An 18,926-nucleotide genomic window follows, 5' to 3' on the forward strand; every position below is an offset into this window, starting at 1 on the left:
GACAGGAGGAACCATGGGGCGTTATGTCGCGAGGCGACTGCTCCAGATGATCCCGGTGTTCATCGGGACCACTCTGCTCATTTTCCTGATGGTGTATTCGCTGCCGGGCGACCCCATCAAGGCGCTTTTCGGTGACAAGGCCGCCGACCCGGCCACCGTCGCCAGACTTCGGCACCAGTTCGGGCTGGACCAGCCCATGCTGACCCAGTACTGGAACTACCTGACCGGCCTGTTCAAGGGCGACTTCGGGCAGAGCTTCACCGGCCGCCCGGTGGCCGACCTGATCGGCGAGGCCTTCCCGGTGACCATTCGGCTGGCGCTCTACGCCTTCGCCATCGAGGTCGTCATCGGTGTCGCGCTCGGTATGCTCACCGGCCTCAAGCGCGGCAAGTTCGTCGACCAGCTGGTCCTGGTGCTCACCCTGATCGTGATCTCGGTCCCGGTGTTCGTGCTCGGCTTCCTCGCCCAGTTCTTCCTGGGCCTGAAGTGGCAGCTGATCACACCGACGGTCCAGGACTCCATGAACCTGGGGCAACTGACCGTCCCGGCGATCGTTCTCGGCGCCCTGTCGCTCGCGTACGTCACCCGGCTCACCCGTACCACCGTCGCGGAGAACCTGCGCGCCGACTACATGCGCACCGCGCTCGCCAAGGGCCTGCCGAAGAGCCGGCGCCTGGGCGTGCACCTGATGCGCAACTCCCTGATCCCCGTGGTCACCTTCCTCGGCACCGATCTCGGCATGCTGATGGGCGGCGCCATCGTCACCGAGGGCATCTTCAACGTCCAGGGCGTCGGCAACACGCTCTACCGGGCGATCCAGACCAGTGAAGGGCCCACCGTGGTCGGCATCGTGACGGTGCTCGTCCTCATCTACCTCGTGAGCAGTCTGGTCGTGGACCTGCTGTACGCCGTCCTGGACCCGAGGATCCGCTATGCCTGAGAAAATTACTGTGACCCCCAGCAGCGTCGCGGGAGCGGGCCCCGGCGTGGCCGGCGACAGCGTGGACCTCTCGACGACCAGCATCGCCGCCGCCTCCGAGCTCGCGTCGGCCGGCGGCCCCGCCAACAAGCCGCGCAGCCTCGGCCAGGACGCCTGGCGCGAACTGCGGGGCCGGCCGATGTTCTGGATCGCCGGCGCGCTGCTCGTGCTGCTGATCGTGATGGCGATCGTGCCGTCGCTCTTCACGGGCGCCGACCCCGACCACGCCGACCTGCGCAACCACTACCTCGGCGAGCCCCAGTGGTCGCACCTGTTCCAGGTGGACTGGTTTGGCTACAACAAGCAGGGCCAGAGCGTGTGGGCCCGTACGGTCTACGGCGCCCGCGCCTCGATCATCGTCGGTGTCTGTGTGACCTTCGCGGTCACCGTCTTCGGCGGCCTGCTGGGCATGCTCGCGGGGTACTTCGGCGGCTGGGCGGACGCCCTCCTGTCGCGTATCACCGACGTGTTCTTCGGCATCCCGCTGCTGCTCGGCGCGCTCGTACTGCTCCAGGCGTTCACCAACCGCACCGTGTGGACGGTGACCCTGGGCCTGTCCGTCTTCGGCTGGATGCAGCTCGCCCGCGTCATGCGCGGCGCGGTCATCACCCAGAAGCAGTCGGACTTCGTGACGGCCGCCAGGGCGCTCGGCGCGGGCCACACCCGCATCCTGTTCAAGCACATCCTGCCGAACGCCATCGGGCCGGTCATCGTCGTCGCCACCATCGCGCTGGCCGGCTACATCTCCGCCGAGGCCACCCTGTCCTACCTGGGCATCGGCCTCCAGCCGCCGGCCATCTCCTGGGGCGTGGACATCTCCGCGGCCAAGGACGTGCTGCGCGACGCCCCGCACGTCCTGCTCATCCCGTCGGCATTCCTGAGCATCACCGTGCTGGCGTTCATCCTCCTCGGCGACGCGGTGCGCGACGCCCTCGACCCCAAGCTGCGCTGAGGGAGGCTCACGTGACCACCACCTCCAAGACCGCGGACGTTGCCCGGCCGGGGACGGACGCCAAGGACAGCGGTCCGCTGCTCGACGTCCGTGACCTGCACGTCGAATTCCACACCCGGGACGGCGTCGTCAAGGCCGTCAACGGCGTCAACTACAACGTCAGCGCCGGCGAGACGCTCGCCGTGCTCGGCGAGTCCGGCTCCGGCAAGTCCGTCACGGCGCAGGCCGTGATGGGCATCCTGGACATGCCGCCGGCGCGGATCCCGCAGGGCGAGATCCTCTTCCGCGGCCAGGACATGCTGAAGATGACGCCCGAGGAGCGCCGCCGGACCCGCGGCGCGAAGATCGCCATGATCTTCCAGGACGCACTGTCGTCGCTGAACCCGGTGCTCACCGTCGGCTACCAGCTCGGCGAGATGTTCCGGGTCCACCAGGGCATGTCCAAGAAGGACGCCAAGGCCAAGGCGATCGAGCTGATGGACCGGGTGAAGATCCCGGCCGCGGCGGCCCGGGTCTCGGACTACCCGCACCAGTTCTCCGGCGGTATGCGTCAGCGCATCATGATCGCCATGGCGCTGGCCCTGGAACCGGACCTGATCATCGCGGACGAGCCGACCACGGCCCTCGACGTGACGGTCCAGGCGCAGGTCATGGACCTGCTCGCGGACCTCCAGCGCGAGTACAACATGGGCCTGATCCTGATCACCCACGACCTGGGTGTGGTCGCCGACGTCGCCGACAAGATCGCGGTGATGTACGCGGGCCGGATCGTCGAGCACGCACCCGTGCACGAGCTGTACAGCAACCCCGCGCACCCGTACACGCGCGGCCTGCTCGACTCCATCCCGCGCCTGGACCAGAAGGGCCAGGAGCTGTACGCGATCAAGGGCCTGCCGCCCAACCTGCTGAACATCCCCACGGGTTGCGCGTTCAACCCGCGCTGCCCCAAGGCGCAGGACATCTGCCGTACCGAGGTGCCGCCGCTGCACAGCGTCAGCGACAGCCGCGGCAGCGCGTGCCACTTCTGGGAGGAGACGATCAATGGCTGAGCCCACGAAGGACGCGGCGCGCGAGCCCATCCTCGAAGTCCGCAACCTGGTCAAGCACTTCCCGCTCACCCAGGGCATCCTGTTCAAGAAGCAGGTCGGTGCGGTCAAGGCCGTCGACGGCATCTCCTTCTCGCTGTACGAGGGCGAGACCCTCGGCATCGTCGGCGAGTCCGGCTGTGGCAAGTCCACGGTCGCCAAGCTGCTGATGAACCTGGAGCGGGCGACGTCCGGCGAGGTCTTCTACAAGGGCCAGGACATCTCCAAGCTGTCGGGGCGCGCGCTGAAGGCCGTGCGCCGCAACATCCAGATGGTGTTCCAGGACCCGTACACCTCGCTGAACCCGCGCATGACGGTCGGCGACATCATCGGCGAGCCGTACGAGATCCACCCCGAGGTGGCTCCGAAGGGCGACCGGCGCAAGAAGGTCCAGGACCTGCTGGACGTCGTCGGTCTCAACCCCGAGTACCTCAACCGCTACCCGCACCAGTTCTCCGGCGGCCAGCGCCAGCGCATCGGCATCGCCCGCGGCCTCGCGCTCAACCCGGAGATCATCATCTGCGACGAGCCGGTCTCGGCGCTGGACGTCTCCGTCCAGGCGCAGGTCATCAACCTGATGGAGAAGCTCCAGGACGAGTTCAACCTGTCCTACCTCTTCATCGCCCACGACCTGTCCATCGTCCGGCACATCTCCGACCGGGTCGGGGTGATGTACCTCGGCAAGATGGCGGAGATCGGCACCGACGAGCAGATCTACGACCACCCGACCCACCCGTACACCCAGGCCCTGCTCTCCGCCGTCCCCGTACCGGACCCGGAGGCCCGCGCCGGCCGTGAGCGGATCATCCTCTCCGGTGACGTACCGTCCCCGGCCAACCCGCCGTCGGGCTGCCGCTTCCGCACCCGCTGCTGGAAGGCCCAGGACAAGTGCGCCGAGGAGGTGCCGCTGCTCGCCGTACCGGAGCGCTTCGCCACCACGGGCAGCCTGGCGGCGCACGACTCGGCCTGCCACTTCGCGGAGGAGAAGGACGTGGTCGGCGCGGCCTGAGCCGGCCCGTACGCGCGTACGCGGGGGTGCCCGGAGCTTCGGCTCCGTGCGCCCCCGTCCGCGTACGCGTTCGGCTCACGCCTCTTTGGGTGCGACGGTGAACCACACCGCCTTCCCGTTCGGGTAGTCCCGCACCCCCAGCTGTCCGCACACGCCTCCACGATCCCGAGCCCGCGCCCGAACTCCTCGTCGACCGCGGCCTTCTGCCGCTCCGGCACGCCGGGGCCGGTGTCCCACACGGCGATCGTCAGATCGAACGGTGAGCGGTCCACGCTCACGTACGCGTCGGTCTTCGCGTACTGGTACGAGTTGGTGATCAGCTCCGAGACCATCAGCTCCGCCGTCTCCGTCAGGCAGGTCAGCCCGGCCCCTTCCAGGATGTGCCGCAACGCCGCTCTGACGACACCGACCGCCCGTGGATCGTGCGGGATGAACAGGCCGTAGGACCAGGTCTCGCTGGGCGTGCGCATGTGGCAGCCTCCAGGTGAGTGCGGTCTGTGACTGGCGTCACACACAAGGTAGCGACGTGTGGCGTATACGTGCAACCAACTCACGGAAATGGCTAGTTGGGCCATACTGCCGAGGGGAGACCTGGGAGGGATGCATGGGCCTGAGGGCGAATCCCACGTACCGGCAGCGGCGTTTCGGAGCCGAAGTCCGCAGGCTGCGAGAGCAGGCGGGCCTGACGGTCAGTGAGGCCGCGGACGTGATGGGCATGCGGCAGTCGCACGTCAGCAATGTGGAGGCCGGCCGCACCCCGCTGGCGCCGGAGCGGCTGCGGGCACTGGCTCAGACCACGAGTGGTACACGTTCTACCTACCTCGAAGCGTTGATCGCGATGGGCGAGGCCCGAGGGAAGGGCTGGTGGAGCACCTACAGAAGCGCGGTGCGGCCATCGCTCCTTGATCTCGCCGAACTCGAAGCCGGGGCCGGACGCCTGCTCTGCTACGAACCGATGTTCATCCCGGGCCTGTTGCAGACCCGCGAGTACGCCGCTGCCATCCACCATGAGGGGTACACGCGGGAGACGAAGCGGCAGCGGGACCTCGCGGTCGACTTCCGGCTGAGGCGCCAGCAGGTGCTCCACGGCAACGGGCCGCCGCGCACCCACCTGGTCGTTCACGAAGCAGCCCTGCACGTGTCGCTCGGCAGGCGCAGCGTCATGCGCGACCAGCTGATCCGGCTGATCGAGGTGTCGCGGCTGCCGCACGTCACCGTGCAAGTACTGCCGTTCGCCGGGCCGGTGCCTTTCGGCACCTCGTTCACGGTGGTGGAGCCGGAGGTCGAGGAGCTGGGCACGGTCGTCGTGTCCCATGTCGAGAACTCCCTGTACCTCGGTGATGCGGACGCTCTTGCGAGGTACCACGCCACTTTCGCTAGGCTCAGCGAAGTGGCCCTGCCTCCGGTCGGTGCGGCTGCCCTCCCCGAGGCGCACGCGGTCAAGGACTCGCTGGGGATCATTCAGCGACTCCTGTATCCCCTGCTCTAGGAAGGCGTGCATGTCCCCGCTCACGTGGCAGAAGTCCAGCTTCAGTGAAGGCGGCGCCGATACCTGCGTCGAGGTGGCGGCCGTTCCGGACGGCATCCGGTGGGTGCGGGAGAGCGCAGGGCCCGAGACGGTGCTCGGGGTCTCCGTGGGGGCGTTGGCCGGGCTGGTGCGGGTGCTTAAGGTGGGGGCGCTCGGGTGAGGTTTGGTCTTGCGCTGTGCGCTTCGGGGGTGCGCGCTTCGCGCGAGGTTTTGCGCTGGCGCGCGGCTCGCATTGCGTTGGTTGTGGTGGCGGGGGCGCGCAGGGGGCCAACTCCTCGGCACCGTGCACGACCACGTCAGGAACAAATGGGAACGCAGATACCCGGCTGCCTGCGGGGATGGCCCCCTACACGCCCCCTCCGGCCGGATTGGCGAGTCCGGGTCAGCTGGGGGGAGGGGGGACGATCACCCTGGTGCCCGCACTCCTGGGGGGTGAGGCGCACGAGGTGGAGGCGGTAGGGCGGGCCGCTGTACGGCGGTGAGTCGCGCGCGTCGGGCCGGCGGGCGCGGCGGGCGGCAGGGCCGCGCCGCGATGCGTGGGTGTTCATCTTGTGAGATCCCCAGCCCGATCGCTCCGATAGTCGCCGTACGGCCAGGGCTCGGGGACACGTAGGGGGCTCCCCGCAGGCAGCCGGGTATCTGCGTTCCCCTTTGTTTCTAACTTGGTCGTGCACGGTGCCGAGGAGTGACCCCTGCGGGGCCCCGAGCCCCCCACCACCGGCCCAAGGGCGCAAACCGCGCGCCCCCTCAGGCCGCGATCACCACCGGCTTGCCGGTGAGTTCGACTCCCGCGGTCCGCGTCTGTTCCAGGGCCCGCTCCGTCGTCCCCGGTGCCACTCCCGCCGTGAGATCCAGCAGTACCCGCACCCGGAACCCCTCAGCCACCGCGTCCACCGCCGTGGCCCGCACGCAGTGGTCCGTGGCGAGTCCGACCACGTCGACCTCGCTCACTCCGTGGGTCCGCAACCACTCCGCCAGGGGGCGCCCGTTCTCGTCCACGCCCTCGAAGCCGAGCAGCGGGACGGGTCCGTGCGGACCTTCGCCGGAACGTACACGGTGCGGGACGGAGCTGTCGTCGCCGCCGATATCCGGGCGGTGGCGGGGCCGACGCCGAGTGGCGGGGGCGGAGGATCGCCTCGTCCCGGGCCGTCGGCCGGTGGGCCGGACGTCGACTGTTCGGACCTCGACGGGCCCACCGTCGTGGGGACCGACGACCCGAACCATCTCGACCGGGACGGCGACGGGATCGGGTGTGAACCCCACGGGGAGTGACGAAGATCGCTCGTACGGGGGTTTCTGGCCCGTGTTGCGCCCGGGTGACGGGGTGCGGCGGGTGGGAGGTGTCAGGTTGGGGCCGACAGGCCGGGACGGTGGGGTGCCCGGGGTCGCAGCTCTGAGGAGGCAGGTCGTTGCGGGGTGCCTGGCGCGTCGGGTCGGTGTTCGTCGTGGGCGCCGTGGTCGTTCTGGCGGGTGCCGGGTGTGGCGGGGGTGGGCAGGATCCCACGGTCGTACGGGCGTCCTGGGGGGATCCGCAGAATCCGGTGGAGCCGGCCAACACCACCGATGTGCAGGGCGGCAAGGTGCTCGATCTCGCCTTCCGGGGGCTGAAGCGGTACAACCCGCGGACCGCTGTCGCGGAGAACATGGTCGCGGAGTCGGTCGAGTCGTCGGATGCGCGGAATTTCACGGTCAAGGTCAAGCCGGGGTGGACGTTCAGCAACGGGGAGAAGGTTACGGCGCGGTCCTTCGTGGACGCCTGGAATTACGGGGCGCTGGTCACCAATCGGCAGCAGGGCGCGCCGTTCTTCAGTTATGTGGAGGGGTATGGGGACGTGCACCCCGAGGGGGCGGGGAGAAGCCGACGGCGCAGACCATGCGTGGGCTGCGGGTGCGGGATGAGCTGACGTTCACGGTGCGGCTGAACCAGAAATTCGGGCTGTGGCCGGACATGCTCGGGTACAACGCCTTCCTGCCGCTGCCCCGGCTGTTCTTCACCGATCACGACGCGTGGCTGGCGAAGCCGGTCGGTAATGGGCCGTATGCCGTGCGGTCGTATGCCAAGGGTGGGGTCATGCGGCTGCGGAGGTGGGATGGGTATCCGGGGCCGGACCGTGCGGAAAATGGTGGGGTGGATCTTCAGGTTTATACGGATAATGACACTGCCTATACTGATTTGATGGCGGGGAATCTGGATCTGGTCGATGATGTGCCGGCTCCGCAGCTGAAGCATGTGAAAAAGGATCTGGGCGGGCGGTACATCAATCAGCCTGCGGGAATCATTCAGACGCTGTCGTTCCCGATGTATGACGCGAAGTGGTCGAAGGCGGGAGTGGAGAAGGTCCGGCGGGGGATTTCCATGGCCGTCAACCGGCCGGCGATCACCCGGCAGATCTTCCGGGGGACGCGGACGCCGGCCACCGACTGGTCCGCGATGGCCCTGGGGGAGCACGGCGGCTACCAGGCGGGGCTGTGCGGCGCGGCGTGCACGTACGACCCCGCCGGGGCCCGGAAGCTGGTCGCCGAGGGGGCGGGATTCCGGGCGGCTCGATGAAGGTGACGTACAACGCGGACACCGGGTCGCACAAGTTGTGGGTGGACGCTCTGTGCAACAGCGTGAACAAGGCGCTGGGCCGGCATGTGTGCGACGGCGCGCCGATGGGGACCTTCGCCGATTACCGCACCAAGGTCACGCAGAAGAAGATGAGCGGTCCTTACCGTGCCGGGTGGCAGATGGACTATCCGCTGATCCAGACCTTTCTGCAGAGCCAGTACTTCACCGGCGCTTCGTCCAACGACTCGGGCTGGAGCAACAAGGAGTTCGACCGGCTGGTGAGCCGGGCCAACGCGGAGAGCGAGCAGCGGCAGGTGAACGAGACGTATCACCGGGCCGAGCGGGTTCTGGCCCGGGAGATGCCGGCGATTCCGCTCTGGTATCAGAACGGCAGTGGCGGGTACGGGGAACGGGTCGAGAATGTCGCGCTGAACCCTTTCAGTGTTCCGGTGTACGGCCAGATTCGTATCAAGGGCTGAGGGGGGCGGTCGTGGGGCGCTATGTGATCCGGCGGTTGTTGCAGATGGTGCCGGTTTTTGTCGGTGCCACCTTTCTTATCTTTGTCATGGTGTACGCGCTCGGCGATCCGGTCGCGGCCCTTTCCGGTGACCGTGCGCCCGACCCTGCCACGGCCGCGCAGATCCGCCGCGAGCTGCATCTGGACCAGCCGCTGTGGCAGCAGTACCTGCATTACATGGGGCAGATTTTCACGGGCAATTTCGGCACCACCTTCGACGGACAGCAGGTCCTGGACAAGATGGGTACGGCCTTTCCTGTCACCCTGCGGCTGACCGCCGTCGCCGTCGTCGCGGAGATCGTCGTCGGGGTGTCGCTCGGCGTGCTCGGCGGGCTGCGGCGGGGGCGGCTGCTGGACTCCGGGGTGCTGGTGCTCACGCTGATCGTGGTGTCCGTACCGACGTTCGTCAGCGGGTACGTGCTCCAGTACCTGCTGGGCGTGAAGTGGGCGTGGGTGAGCCCGGCCGTCGCGCTGGGCGCGCCCCTGGACGAACTGCTGCTGCCGGGCTGTGTGCTGGCGCTGGTGTCACTGGCGTACGTCACCCGGCTCACCCGGACATCGATCGCGGAGAACGCCCGCGCGGACTACGTGCGTACGGCCGTCGCCAAGGGCCTGCCCCGGCGCCGGATCGTCGTACGGCACCTGCTGCGCAACTCGCTGATCCCGGTGGTCACCTTCATCGGCGCGGACATCGGCACGCTGATGGGCGGCGCGGTGGTCACCGAGCGGATCTTCAATGTGCACGGCGTCGGCTACGAGCTGTACCAGGGCATCGTCCGCCAGAACTCCCCGACCGTCGTCGGCTTCGTGACCGTCCTGGTCATCGTCTTCCTGCTGGCCAACCTGATCGTCGACCTCCTGTACGCCGTGCTCGACCCGAGGATTCGCTATGCCTGAGCCCGAGCGTCCCGAGTCGTTCCAGCCGTCGGGTGTCGGGACGCCGCTGCCCGCCGTCGAGGCGGAGACCGTGGGCGGGCCCGGGGGGACGCCGGAGGTGCCCGGGGCCCCGGGGGCGCCGCAGGGGGCCGGCGTGCAGCCGGGCGGCGGCCGGGCGCGCAGCTTGTGGTCGGACGCCTGGCACGACCTGCGCCGTAATCCGGTCTTCATCGTGTCCGGTCTGCTGATTCTGTTCTTTCTGCTGATCGCGGTCTGGCCGTCCTTGCTGACCGGTACCGATCCGTTGGACTGCGACATCACCCTGTCGCAGGAGGGCGCGCGCAGTGGCCATCCGTTCGGTTTCGACACCCAGGGCTGCGACGTCTTCGCGCGGACGGTGTACGGGGCTCGGGCGTCGGTGACGGTCGGTGTGTGCGCCACGGCCGGGGCCGCCCTGCTCGGCGGGGCGCTGGGCGGGCTGGCCGGGTTCTTCGGCGGCTGGTGGGACGCGCTGCTCTCCCGTATCGCGGACATGTTCTTCGCCATTCCGATGCTGCTGGGCGGTCTCGTGTTCCTGTCCGTGGTGCCGTCCGGTTCCGTGTGGCCGGTGGTCGGGTTCATCGTGCTGCTGGGCTGGCCGCAGCTCGCGCGGATCGCCCGCGGGTCCGTACTGACCGTCAAGCAGGCCGACTTCGTGCAGGCCGCGCGGGCGCTGGGGGCGGGGAACACCCGGCTGCTGCTGCGGCACCTGGCGCCGAACGCGGTGGCGCCGGTGATCGTCGTGGCGACCATCGCCCTCGGTACGTACATCGCGTTGGAGGCGACGCTCTCCTACCTGGGCGTCGGTCTGAAGCCGCCGACCGTCTCCTGGGGCATCGACATCTCCGAGGCGTCCAAACAGATCCGCAACGCGCCGCACATGCTGCTGTGGCCGGCCGGCGCGCTCAGCCTGACCGTACTGGCGTTCATCATGCTCGGCGACGCGGTGCGCGACGCCCTCGACCCCAAGTTGCGCTGAGGAGACGGTGGATGACGGTGGAGGGGACGCGGCAGGAGGACGGTTCCGGTGGCGGCGTGCTGCTGGACGTGCGGGAGCTGAAGGTGGAGTTCCGTACGCGGGACGGTGTGGCGCACGCGGTCAACGGGGTCAGCTACCGGGTGAGCGCGGGCGAGACGCTGGCCGTGCTGGGGGAGTCGGGCTCGGGCAAGTCGGTGACCGCGCAGGCCGTCCTGGGCATCCTGGACACGCCGCCGGGACACGTCACGGGCGGCGAGATCCTCTTCCACGGGCGGGACCTGCTGCGGATGGGCGCGGAGGAACGGCGCCGGATCCGCGGTACGCGGCTGGCGATGATCTTCCAGGACGCGCTGTCGGCGCTCAACCCCGTACTGAGCGTGGGGACGCAGCTCGGGGAGATGTTCGAGGTGCACCGGGGGATGTCCCGCAAGGAGGCGCGTGGCTGCGCGGCCGAGCTGATGGACCGGGTGCGCATTCCGGCCGCGCGGAGCCGGGTGGGCGACTATCCGCACCAGTTCAGTGGCGGCATGCGCCAGCGCATCATGATCGCTATGGCGCTGGCGCTCGGTCCGGACCTGATCATCGCGGACGAGCCGACGACGGCGCTCGACGTGACGGTCCAGGCCCAGGTCATGGACCTGCTCGCGGAGCTGCGGCGGGAGTACGCCATGGGGCTGGTGCTGATCACCCACGACTTGGGGGTGGTCGCGGACGTCGCCGACCGGATCGCGGTGATGTACGCGGGCCGGATCGTGGAGACCGCGCCCGTGCACGACCTCTACCGGGCGCCCGCGCACCCGTACACCCGCGGCCTGCTCGACTCCATCCCGCGCCTGGACCAGAAGGGCCGCGAGCTGTACGCGATCAAGGGCCTGCCGCCCAGTCTGACCGCGATCCCGCCGGGCTGCCCCTTCCACCCGCGCTGCCCCAAGGCGCAGGACGTCTGCCGTACGGACCGGCCGCCGCTCTACGACGTGGCTCCTGGCCGGGCCAGCGCCTGCCACTTCTGGGAGGACACCATCAGTGAGCGAGGAGACCGCCGGTGAACGCTGAGGCGGCCGGGCGCGCGGGGAGACCGTCCTCGACGTACGGGACCTGGCCAAGCACTACCCGCTGACGCGCGGCGTCGTGCTGCGCAAGCAGGTCGGGTCCGTCAAGGCCGTGGACACCGTCTCCTTCGCCCTGCGCAAGGGCGAGACGCTGGGGATCGTCGGGGAGTCCGGCTGTGGCAAGTCGACGGTCGCCAAGCTGCTGGTCGGGCTGGAGAAGCCGACCGGCGGGCAGATCCTGTACCGGGGCGAGGACATCACCAGGCTGTCGGGGCGCGCGCTGAAGGCCGTACGCCGCAACATCCAGATGGTCTTCCAGGACCCGTACACCTCGCTGAACCCGCGCATGACGGTCGGCGACATCATCGGCGAGCCCTACGACATCCACCCGGAGGTGGCTCCTAAGGGGGACCGGCGACGGAAGGTCCAGGAGCTGCTGGACGTGGTCGGGCTCAATCCGGAGTACATCAACCGCTATCCGCACCAGTTCTCCGGCGGACAGCGCCAGCGCATCGGCATCGCCCGCGGGCTGGCGCTGCGCCCCGAGGTGATCGTGGCGGACGAGCCGGTCTCGGCGCTGGACGTCTCCGTCCAGGCGCAGGTCGTCAACCTGCTGGAACGGCTCCAGGACGAGTTCGACCTGTCGTACGTCTTCATCGCGCACGACCTGTCGGTCGTCCGGCACATCTCCGACCGGGTCGCGGTGATGTACCTGGGCCGCCTCGCCGAGGTCGGTACAGAGGACGAGATCTACGGCCATCCGACGCACCCGTACACCCAGGCCCTGCTCTCCGCCGTACCCGTCCCCGACCCGGAGGCGCGCGCCCGGCGCGACCGCATCCTGCTGAGCGGCGACGTCCCCTCGCCGGCCGACCCGCCGTCCGGCTGCCGCTTCCGCACCCGCTGCTGGAAGGCGCGGGAGCGCTGCGCGCTGGAGGTGCCGCCGCTGGACGTGCCGGAGGGCTTCGAGGGGGTGGCGGGCCCGGCCCGGCACGCCTCGGCGTGCCACTTCGCGGAGGAGCGGCAGGTCGTGCCGGGCGGATGACGGGCCGGCGGGTGCGGGCTCCGGGACCCGCTGCTGGTCAGCTGCCGAAGGGGACGTCGCTGTTGGTCGCCATGCGCCGCTCGGCCGGGTGGCCGGCGACGTAATCGGTGATGGAGGACAGCGCCTTCTTGACGGCGGATGCGTCGGTGCCGCAGCCGCCGCGCCACTTGGACGTGCCGTCCGGGTAACAGGCGGCCCGCAGCCCGTAGATGAGACTGTCCGCGTCGGCCCCGCCCGCGGCGTACGGTGCCAGCAGCTTGGCGACGTGCTGCGCGTCGCCCGTGCCGACCGTCCAGCCGGCCGTCGAGGCGAGTTCCGTGCGGTTCCGGGCCTCGGCGCCGGCCCGGAGTTCGGACGTGATCTTGCGGGCGTTGAGCGAGAGGCTGAAGAGGCCCTTGTCCATCATCCGCTGGTTCGCGGGGATGTCTGAGCCGTGGGCCGCGAAGGACTTCGTCACGTCCTCGGCGTCGCCGCTGAGGTCGATCCCTTCCAGCGGGCGCAGGCCGGTCGAGACATCCTTCCAGCCGGTGCCGCCCTCGGTACCGTAGAACCCGTAGAGCACGCGGACGCCCTGCTTCTCCACGGTGCGGCGGGCCAGGTCGCGAAGCGCCGCCACCGAGCAGTGCCGCCATTTCGCGTCGTCGCTGCGGCAGTGATCCGGATTTTTGATGTCGAGCCACACGAAGTTGACGGTCCTGCCCTCGCCGCGCCGCTGCGCGATGCGCTGGAGCATGGCTTCCATCGTGTCACCGGCGCTGGTGGGAGTGCCGTCGTGATCCGCCCACCAGCCCTTCTTCCAGGCGGTGGCGTCGATCTCGACGGCGTTGGCGCCGTGCCGCAGCGCCGTGTCCACGCCGTCGGCGGTCAGCACCCGGTGGGCGACGGCATAGGTGGGGCGCGGTGCGGGCCGGTGCGGGCCGGTGGCGGCAGCGGCGGCCGGGGTGCTCGCGCAGAGGAGTGCCAGGACTCCGGTGGTGGCCAGGAGGGGGACGCGGGTGGGTATCCGGGCCGGGGAGCGGTGAGCCATAGGTGTCATCTGTCCTTGTGTGGATCCAGTGCGTCCTCGGCACCTGCCCCGGACGGCTGATCCGACACCGGGGACGCGGGCCGGCGCCCCGGCCGCTCAGAAACCCTCGTCGGCCGCCGCCGGCCCTGGGGCCGCGTCCTCGATCGCCGCCAGCGCCGGGTCCAGCACGATGTCCTCGTCCCGCGCCGCCGTGGTGGGCTCCTCCGGGAAGTGGCAGGCCGTCAGGTGGCCGCCGACGCTGCCGGTGATCTGTACCAGGGGTGGTTCCTCGGCGGCGCACTTGTCGCGCGCCTTCCAGCAGCGGGTACGGAACCGGCAGCCGGAGGGCGGGTTGATCGGCGAGGGGACGTCGCCGGCCAGCCGGATGCGTTCGCGGTCGTCCGCTTCCTCCTGCGCGTCCAGCAGCCGGGCCTCGGGGACGGCGGAGAGCAGCGCGTGGGTGTACGGGTGGCGCGGCCGCTGGTAGATCGAGTCCCGGTCGCCGACCTCGACGATCTTGCCGAGGTACATCACCGCGACGCGCTGGCTGAAGTGCCGGACGATCGCCAGATCGTGCGCGATGAACAAGAACGCGATGTTCAGCTCCCGCTGCAACTCCTGGAGCAGGTTGACCACTTGGGCCTGGATGGAGACGTCCAGCGCGGAGACCGGCTCGTCCGCGACGATCAGCCTCGGCTCCAGCGCGAGCGCGCGGGCGACTCCGATGCGCTGGCGCTGGCCGCCGGAGAACTCGTGCGGGAAGCGGTTGTAGTGCTCCGGGTTGAGGCCGACGGTCTCCAGGAGTTCGCGGACCCGGTGCTCCCGGCCGCCTTCCGGATCGATGCCGTTGATCTCCATCGGTCCGCCGATGATGGTGCCGACCGTCTGCCGCGGGTTCAGCGACGAGTACGGGTCCTGGAAGATCATCTGGATCTCGGAGCGGACCGGCGCCAGCTCCCTGCGCCCGGCGTGGGTGATGTCCCGGCCCCGGTACGTGATCGAGCCCGCGGTCGGCTCCAGCAGCCGGGTCAGCAGCCGCCCGGTGGTGGACTTGCCGCAGCCCGACTCGCCGACCAGGCCGAACGTCTCGCCGCTGTACACGGTCAGGTCGATGCCGTCCACCGCCTGCACCGCGCCCACCCGCCGCTTGAACGGGAACCCGGCCATGATCGGGAAGTGCTTGGTCAGGCCCCGGGCGGTCAGCAGCACCTCGCCGGGACCGGCGGCGGCCGGCCGGGGAGCGGGCACGAGGACGTCTTCGGGTGCGCTCATGGTCGTCGCTTCGCTTCCTAGCCCAGCCGGGGCTTGATCTGCTCGGTGAACAGGGTGTGTTTCTGCTCGGGGGTCAGGTGGCAGGCCGCCGCGCGGCCGGGGGCCAGCGTGGGCCGTTCGTCCTGGCAGCGGGTGCCGCCGACCTCGGAGACGAAGCCGCAGCGCGGGTGGAAGGGGCAGCCCGACGGCGGGGCGAGCAGGCTCGGCGGGGTGCCGGGGATCGGCGTCAGCGGCTCCTCCACGCTCGCCGTCAGCCGCGGCATCGAGCCCAGCAGGCCCCAGGTGTACGGGTGGTGCGGCTCGGTGAGGATCTCCTTGACGGTGCCGCGCTCGACGGCCCGCCCGGCGTACATCACCAGCAGTTCGTCGGCGGTGTTGGCGACCACGCCCAGGTCGTGGGTGATCAGGATGATCGCCGAGCCGAACTCCTGCTGGAGGTCCTTGAGCAGGTCCAGGATCTGCGCCTGCACGGTCACGTCCAGCGCGGTGGTCGGCTCGTCGGCGATCAGCAGCGACGGGTTGCACACCAGCGCCATGGCGATCATGGCGCGCTGCCGCATCCCGCCGGAGAACTGGTGCGGGTAGTCGTCCACCCGCAGCGTCGGCTGCGGGATGCCCACCTTCTCCAGCATCTCGATCGCGCGCCGCCGGCCCTCGCGCTTGCTCGCGCCGGTGTGCTTGACGAACGGCTCGGCGATCTGGCGGCCCACCGTGTAGTACGGCGACAGCGACGTCAGCGGGTCCTGGAAGATCATCGCCATCTTGTTGCCGCGCAGCTTCTCCAGGTCCTTCTCCCTGGCGCCGGTCAGCTCGTCGCCGTCCAGCAGGATCTCGCCGGTGATCGTCGTGTAGTTGGGGCTGTGCAGGCCCAGGATGGCGAGGTTGGTGACCGACTTGCCGGAGCCGGACTCGCCGACGATGCCGAGGGTGCGGCCGCGCTCCAGGTCGAAGGAGAGGTCGTCGACCGCCTTGACGACGCCGTCCTCGGTGGCGAACCGCACGTACAGGTCGCGTACGGACAGGAAGGGGTCCGAGGCGGCCGGGGCCGGCGCGCCCGCGGGCTGGGTGAGTGTGGACACGGGGCCTCTCCTAGGACAGCCGCACGCGCGGGTCGATGAACGCGTAGCAGGCGTCCACCACGATGTTGAGCAGGATGATGAAGGTCGCGGCGAACAGCATCACGCCCATGACCATGGGCAGGTCGGTGTTCTGCACCGACTTCACGGCGAGGGTGCCCAGGCCGGGCAGCGCGAAGGTGTATTCGGTGATCATCGCGCCGCCGAACAGCGACCCCAGGTCGATACCGAAAATGGTCACGATGGGAATGAGCGACCCGCGCCAGGCGTAGCGGAAGAAGACCGTACGGGACGTCATTCCCTTGGCCTTGGCGGTCCGTACGTGATCCTCCTGCAACTGTTCGATCATCGACGAGCGGGCCATACGCGTGTACTGCGCGGTGAAGATGAGGGACAGCACGAACCACGGAATGATCAGCCCCAGGAACCAGCCCAGCGGATCGTCCGTGATCGGCACGTATTTCGGCTGACCGAACCAGCCGAGGTTGTAGACCAGCAGCGCGAGCACGATCGGCCCGACGAAATAGATCTGCATGGAGGAGAGCACCAGCGAGGACGAGCTGAAGATCTTGTCGATGAGCCGGCCCTGTTTCCAGGCGGCGATCATTCCGGTACCGACACCGACGGTCAGGAACACCGCGGCGGCGCCGATGGTCAGCGAGACGGTGGTGGGGAACCGGTCCAGAATCGTGTCCCAGACAGGGTCGTTGTTGGCGAAGGAATAGCCGAAACAGGGCGCCGGACAGTGCCCGACGGCGAAATCCCGTCCGGTGACGATGCCGGACATGAACAGCCAGTACTGGACCGGTACGGGTTTGTCGAGCCCGAGATTCTTGTGGATCACTGCGATGGCGTCCGGCGTGCAGTTCTTTCCGCAGGCCAGCAGCGCGGGATCCCGGGGGCGGCGAAGAAGAGGAAGAACGTGAACGCGCTGATGATCAGCAGGATCACGATCGCGCCGAGGGACCGGCGGAAGAGAAAACGCAGCATGGCGGTCGCAGCTCTCTTGGGCAGCCAGAGGGTCGGGAGTGCGCCGGGCGGCGCGCCCGCCCGGGACGGCGGGCACACCGGACGCGGGCGGCGCACGGCGCGGCGGGCGGCGCCGGGGCGCCGGCCCGCTACTTCTTCACGAACATCTTGGTCGGGTCGACGGAGCTGATGATGTCGTTGTTGACCACCCCGCCGATCTTGGAGCCGTGCAGCTGGACCTGCTTGTAGTAGAAGGTCGGCAGCTGCGGCAGGTCCTCCTTGAGGATCTTCTCGCCGAGCGCGAACCAGTCGTGTGCGGCCTGCTTCTGGTCGGTCAGCTGGGAGATCCGGTCGATCTCCTTGTTGACCGCCGGGTTGTTGTAGTGCGAGTAGTTCGGCGCGTTGTCCTGGATCTGGCGGCCGTCGTAGACCGGCGGGAGCACGGTCAGCGCGCTGGGCCAGTCGGCGCCCCACGCGGACGGGTAGATGTCGAACTGGTTGTCGACCTTGCCGATGATGTCGTAGTACGTGTCCGAGGGCAGGTCCTTGTTCTGCACGTTGAAGCCGGCCTTGCGCAGGTTGTCGGCGATCGCCACCGAGTACTTCTGCGGCTCGGGCGCGTTGGTGTAGGCGAAGGTCAGCTTCATGCCGACCTTGCCGGCCTCCTTGAGCAGCTGCTTGGCCTTCTCCACGTCGCCCATCGGCTTCTTGAGCTTGCCGTACGGGTCGATGTCCTTGTGCCCGGTGAGCGTCGGGCTGATGTAGCTGCCCGCCAGCTCGCCGCCGCCCGGCGTGCCGAACGCGTCCAGGACCGCCTGGATCGGGATCGCGTGGGCGATGGCCTCGCGGACCTTCTTGTCCTTCAGGCGCTTCATGTTGAAGTTGATGGCGCCGACGTAGGGCTGGTAGCCGCTGGTGGAGCGCTTCTTGATGTCCGGGGTGGCGGCCACCTGCTGGAGGCTGGCCGCGTCGACCTGGTTGTTGAAGCTGACGGCCGTCTGGTTGTCGGCGCTGTCGGACATCAGCCGCTGGGTGGAGTCGGGGTAGGAGACGCCGAACTGGATGTCGAACTTGTCCACGTACTGGTGGCGGACGATGTCCGTGTTCGGGTCCCAGTTGGGGTTCTTGACCAGGGACATGCCCTTGCCGGACTTGAACGAGCCCGGGGCGATCTTGTACGGCCCGGAGGAGACCGGGGCCTTGTCGTACCGCTCTTTGGTGTCGCCCTTCTCCGGTACGACGGCGTAACCGGCCATGGCCAGCGCGTACGGGAGGTCGCCCACCGGCTTCTTGAAGTGGAAGCGGATGGTGTTCGCGTCCGGGGTCTCCAGCACGCTGTCCGGCAGGTGCTTGCCGCCGTACGGGCCGCCCGGCAGCAGCTTGCGGTACTCGTTGCCCTCCGCGTCGGCCAGCCAGCGCTGGACGTACGTCGGGCCGTTGGAGATGAAGTCGGCGAAGGTCCGCTCGAAGGTGTGCCGGATGTCCTTGGACGTGATCGGCCGGCCGTTCTCGAACTTCACGCCCTTCTTCAGGGTGTACGTCCAGGTCCGGCCGCCGTCGGTGGACTTGCCGCTGTCCGTCGCCAGGTCGCCGACGACCGTGTACTTCCCCTTGTTGTCCAGGTGGTAGGAGGTCAGCCGGCGGAAGATCAGCGTCGAGAGGGTGCCCTCGTCGCTGACGTAGATCTGCGCCGGGTCCAGGTGGTCGTAGGTGTCGCGCTGGTAGACCTTGATCGTGCCGCCGGGGGTCGCGTCGGGCACCGGCTCGGCCGGTCCGGTGGACGCCTTGGCGTCGCCGAAGGCGATCTGGGCGCGCTGGCTCTCGGCCTCCTTGCGTCCCTGGTCGTCCTCCGCCCCCTGACCGGCGCCGCTGCTGCAGGCGGTCAGGACCAGGGCCCCCGCGGACAGCGCCACGACGGTGGCGCGCGCTCTGTGCGTACGGGCTGTGTTCATGGTGGTGGATGCACCTGCCTGTCGTAGTTCCGTGGCCGCTGC

General features: G+C 69.1%; 13 protein-coding genes and 5 pseudogenes. 11 read left to right on the forward strand and 7 right to left on the reverse strand.

Annotated elements, in window-relative coordinates:
* Window positions 1–13: 13 nt before the first annotated feature.
* From ACEXOX_RS30865 to ACEXOX_RS30880, 4 genes are read left to right on the forward strand one after another with little or no spacing between them, the layout of a single operon-like run.
* Window positions 14–940, forward strand: coding sequence for an ABC transporter permease (locus ACEXOX_RS30865; protein ID WP_030020248.1), 927 nt, complete (start codon window positions 14–16; stop codon window positions 938–940).
* Entirely contained in the window at window positions 933–1,931 is a 999-nt protein-coding gene (locus tag ACEXOX_RS30870; protein ID WP_406524340.1) for an ABC transporter permease, read from the forward strand. The genes ACEXOX_RS30865 and ACEXOX_RS30870 overlap by 8 nt, the downstream gene beginning before the upstream one ends.
* An 11-nt stretch (window positions 1,932–1,942) precedes the next feature.
* Entirely contained in the window at window positions 1,943–2,980 is a 1,038-nt protein-coding gene (locus ACEXOX_RS30875; RefSeq protein ID WP_406524341.1) for an ABC transporter ATP-binding protein, read from the forward strand.
* Entirely contained in the window at window positions 2,973–4,025 is a 1,053-nt protein-coding gene (locus tag ACEXOX_RS30880) for an ABC transporter ATP-binding protein (protein ID WP_406524342.1), read from the forward strand. Before ACEXOX_RS30875 ends, ACEXOX_RS30880 begins: the two co-directional genes overlap by 8 nt.
* A 176-nt stretch (window positions 4,026–4,201) precedes the next feature.
* Here the strand turns inward: ACEXOX_RS30880 and ACEXOX_RS30885 are convergent.
* A pseudogene (locus ACEXOX_RS30885) lies at window positions 4,202–4,600 on the reverse strand (ATP-binding protein); the annotation flags it as partial.
* 29 nt (window positions 4,601–4,629) lie between these two features.
* Between ACEXOX_RS30885 and ACEXOX_RS30890 the strand changes: the two are divergent.
* Together ACEXOX_RS30890 and ACEXOX_RS30895 are read left to right on the forward strand one after the other, a co-directional pair.
* On the forward strand, window positions 4,630–5,514 hold the full coding sequence (locus ACEXOX_RS30890) for a helix-turn-helix domain-containing protein (protein WP_406524343.1): 885 nt from the start codon (window positions 4,630–4,632) through the stop codon (window positions 5,512–5,514).
* Between the two features lie 10 nt (window positions 5,515–5,524).
* Window positions 5,525–5,713 carry a DUF397 domain-containing protein gene (locus ACEXOX_RS30895; RefSeq protein ID WP_406524344.1) on the forward strand — a complete coding sequence of 63 codons (189 nt, stop codon included), beginning with the start codon at window positions 5,525–5,527 and terminating at the stop codon, window positions 5,711–5,713.
* A gap of 587 nt (window positions 5,714–6,300) precedes the next feature.
* On the opposite strand, the pseudogene ACEXOX_RS30900 reads toward ACEXOX_RS30895, so the two are convergent.
* Window positions 6,301–6,564: pseudogene (locus ACEXOX_RS30900) on the reverse strand (isochorismatase family protein); the annotation flags it as partial.
* 398 nt (window positions 6,565–6,962) lie between these two features.
* Here ACEXOX_RS30900 and ACEXOX_RS30905 point away from each other — a divergent pair.
* The 5 genes and pseudogenes from ACEXOX_RS30905 to ACEXOX_RS30925 form a co-directional block, all read left to right on the forward strand.
* A pseudogene (locus tag ACEXOX_RS30905) lies at window positions 6,963–8,583 on the forward strand (ABC transporter substrate-binding protein).
* A gap of 11 nt (window positions 8,584–8,594) precedes the next feature.
* Window positions 8,595–9,518, forward strand: a complete 924-nt coding sequence (locus ACEXOX_RS30910; protein WP_406524345.1) for an ABC transporter permease — start codon at window positions 8,595–8,597, stop codon at window positions 9,516–9,518.
* On the forward strand, window positions 9,511–10,515 hold the full coding sequence (locus ACEXOX_RS30915) for an ABC transporter permease (protein WP_406524346.1): 1,005 nt from the start codon (window positions 9,511–9,513) through the stop codon (window positions 10,513–10,515). Before ACEXOX_RS30910 ends, ACEXOX_RS30915 begins: the two co-directional genes overlap by 8 nt.
* A 56-nt stretch (window positions 10,516–10,571) precedes the next feature.
* Window positions 10,572–11,561 carry an ABC transporter ATP-binding protein gene (locus ACEXOX_RS30920; RefSeq protein WP_406526520.1) on the forward strand — a complete coding sequence of 330 codons (990 nt, stop codon included), beginning with the start codon at window positions 10,572–10,574 and terminating at the stop codon, window positions 11,559–11,561.
* A 16-nt stretch (window positions 11,562–11,577) separates the two neighbouring features.
* Window positions 11,578–12,609 (forward strand): annotated as a pseudogene (locus ACEXOX_RS30925) (ABC transporter ATP-binding protein); the annotation flags it as partial.
* Between the two features lie 37 nt (window positions 12,610–12,646).
* Here the strand turns inward: ACEXOX_RS30925 and ACEXOX_RS30930 are convergent.
* The 5 genes and pseudogenes from ACEXOX_RS30930 to ACEXOX_RS30950 form a co-directional block, all read right to left on the reverse strand.
* Entirely contained in the window at window positions 12,647–13,636 is a 990-nt protein-coding gene (locus ACEXOX_RS30930) for a phospholipase (protein WP_406524347.1), read from the reverse strand.
* 96 nt (window positions 13,637–13,732) lie between these two features.
* Window positions 13,733–14,887, reverse strand: coding sequence for an ABC transporter ATP-binding protein (locus ACEXOX_RS30935; RefSeq protein ID WP_406524348.1), 1,155 nt, complete (start codon window positions 14,885–14,887; stop codon window positions 13,733–13,735).
* A gap of 17 nt (window positions 14,888–14,904) precedes the next feature.
* Entirely contained in the window at window positions 14,905–15,966 is a 1,062-nt protein-coding gene (locus tag ACEXOX_RS30940; RefSeq protein ID WP_406524349.1) for an ABC transporter ATP-binding protein, read from the reverse strand.
* Window positions 15,967–15,976: 10 nt separating this feature from the next.
* A pseudogene (locus ACEXOX_RS30945) lies at window positions 15,977–16,953 on the reverse strand (ABC transporter permease).
* A gap of 128 nt (window positions 16,954–17,081) precedes the next feature.
* Window positions 17,082–18,884 (reverse strand): ABC transporter substrate-binding protein, encoded by a 1,803-nt coding sequence (locus ACEXOX_RS30950; RefSeq protein ID WP_406524350.1) that lies wholly within the window; start codon window positions 18,882–18,884, stop codon window positions 17,082–17,084.
* Window positions 18,885–18,926: the final 42 nt, after the last annotated feature.

Source organism: Streptomyces sp. Ac-502 (genome assembly GCF_045222935.1).
GTDB lineage: Bacteria > Actinomycetota > Actinomycetes > Streptomycetales > Streptomycetaceae > Streptomyces > Streptomyces monomycini.

Coding starts and splice junctions, on each gene's coding strand:
- ACEXOX_RS30935 (WP_406524348.1), bottom strand. CDS start 14,887: ATGAGCGCACCCGAAGACGTCCTCGTGCCCGCTCCCCGGCCGGCCGCC.
- ACEXOX_RS30870 (WP_406524340.1), top strand. CDS start 933: ATGCCTGAGAAAATTACTGTGACCCCCAGCAGCGTCGCGGGAGCGGGC.
- ACEXOX_RS30890 (WP_406524343.1), top strand. CDS start 4,630: ATGGGCCTGAGGGCGAATCCCACGTACCGGCAGCGGCGTTTCGGAGCC.
- ACEXOX_RS30930 (WP_406524347.1), bottom strand. CDS start 13,636: ATGGCTCACCGCTCCCCGGCCCGGATACCCACCCGCGTCCCCCTCCTG.
- ACEXOX_RS30865 (WP_030020248.1), top strand. CDS start 14: ATGGGGCGTTATGTCGCGAGGCGACTGCTCCAGATGATCCCGGTGTTC.
- ACEXOX_RS30895 (WP_406524344.1), top strand. CDS start 5,525: ATGTCCCCGCTCACGTGGCAGAAGTCCAGCTTCAGTGAAGGCGGCGCC.
- ACEXOX_RS30915 (WP_406524346.1), top strand. CDS start 9,511: ATGCCTGAGCCCGAGCGTCCCGAGTCGTTCCAGCCGTCGGGTGTCGGG.
- ACEXOX_RS30880 (WP_406524342.1), top strand. CDS start 2,973: ATGGCTGAGCCCACGAAGGACGCGGCGCGCGAGCCCATCCTCGAAGTC.
- ACEXOX_RS30950 (WP_406524350.1), bottom strand. CDS start 18,884: ATGAACACAGCCCGTACGCACAGAGCGCGCGCCACCGTCGTGGCGCTG.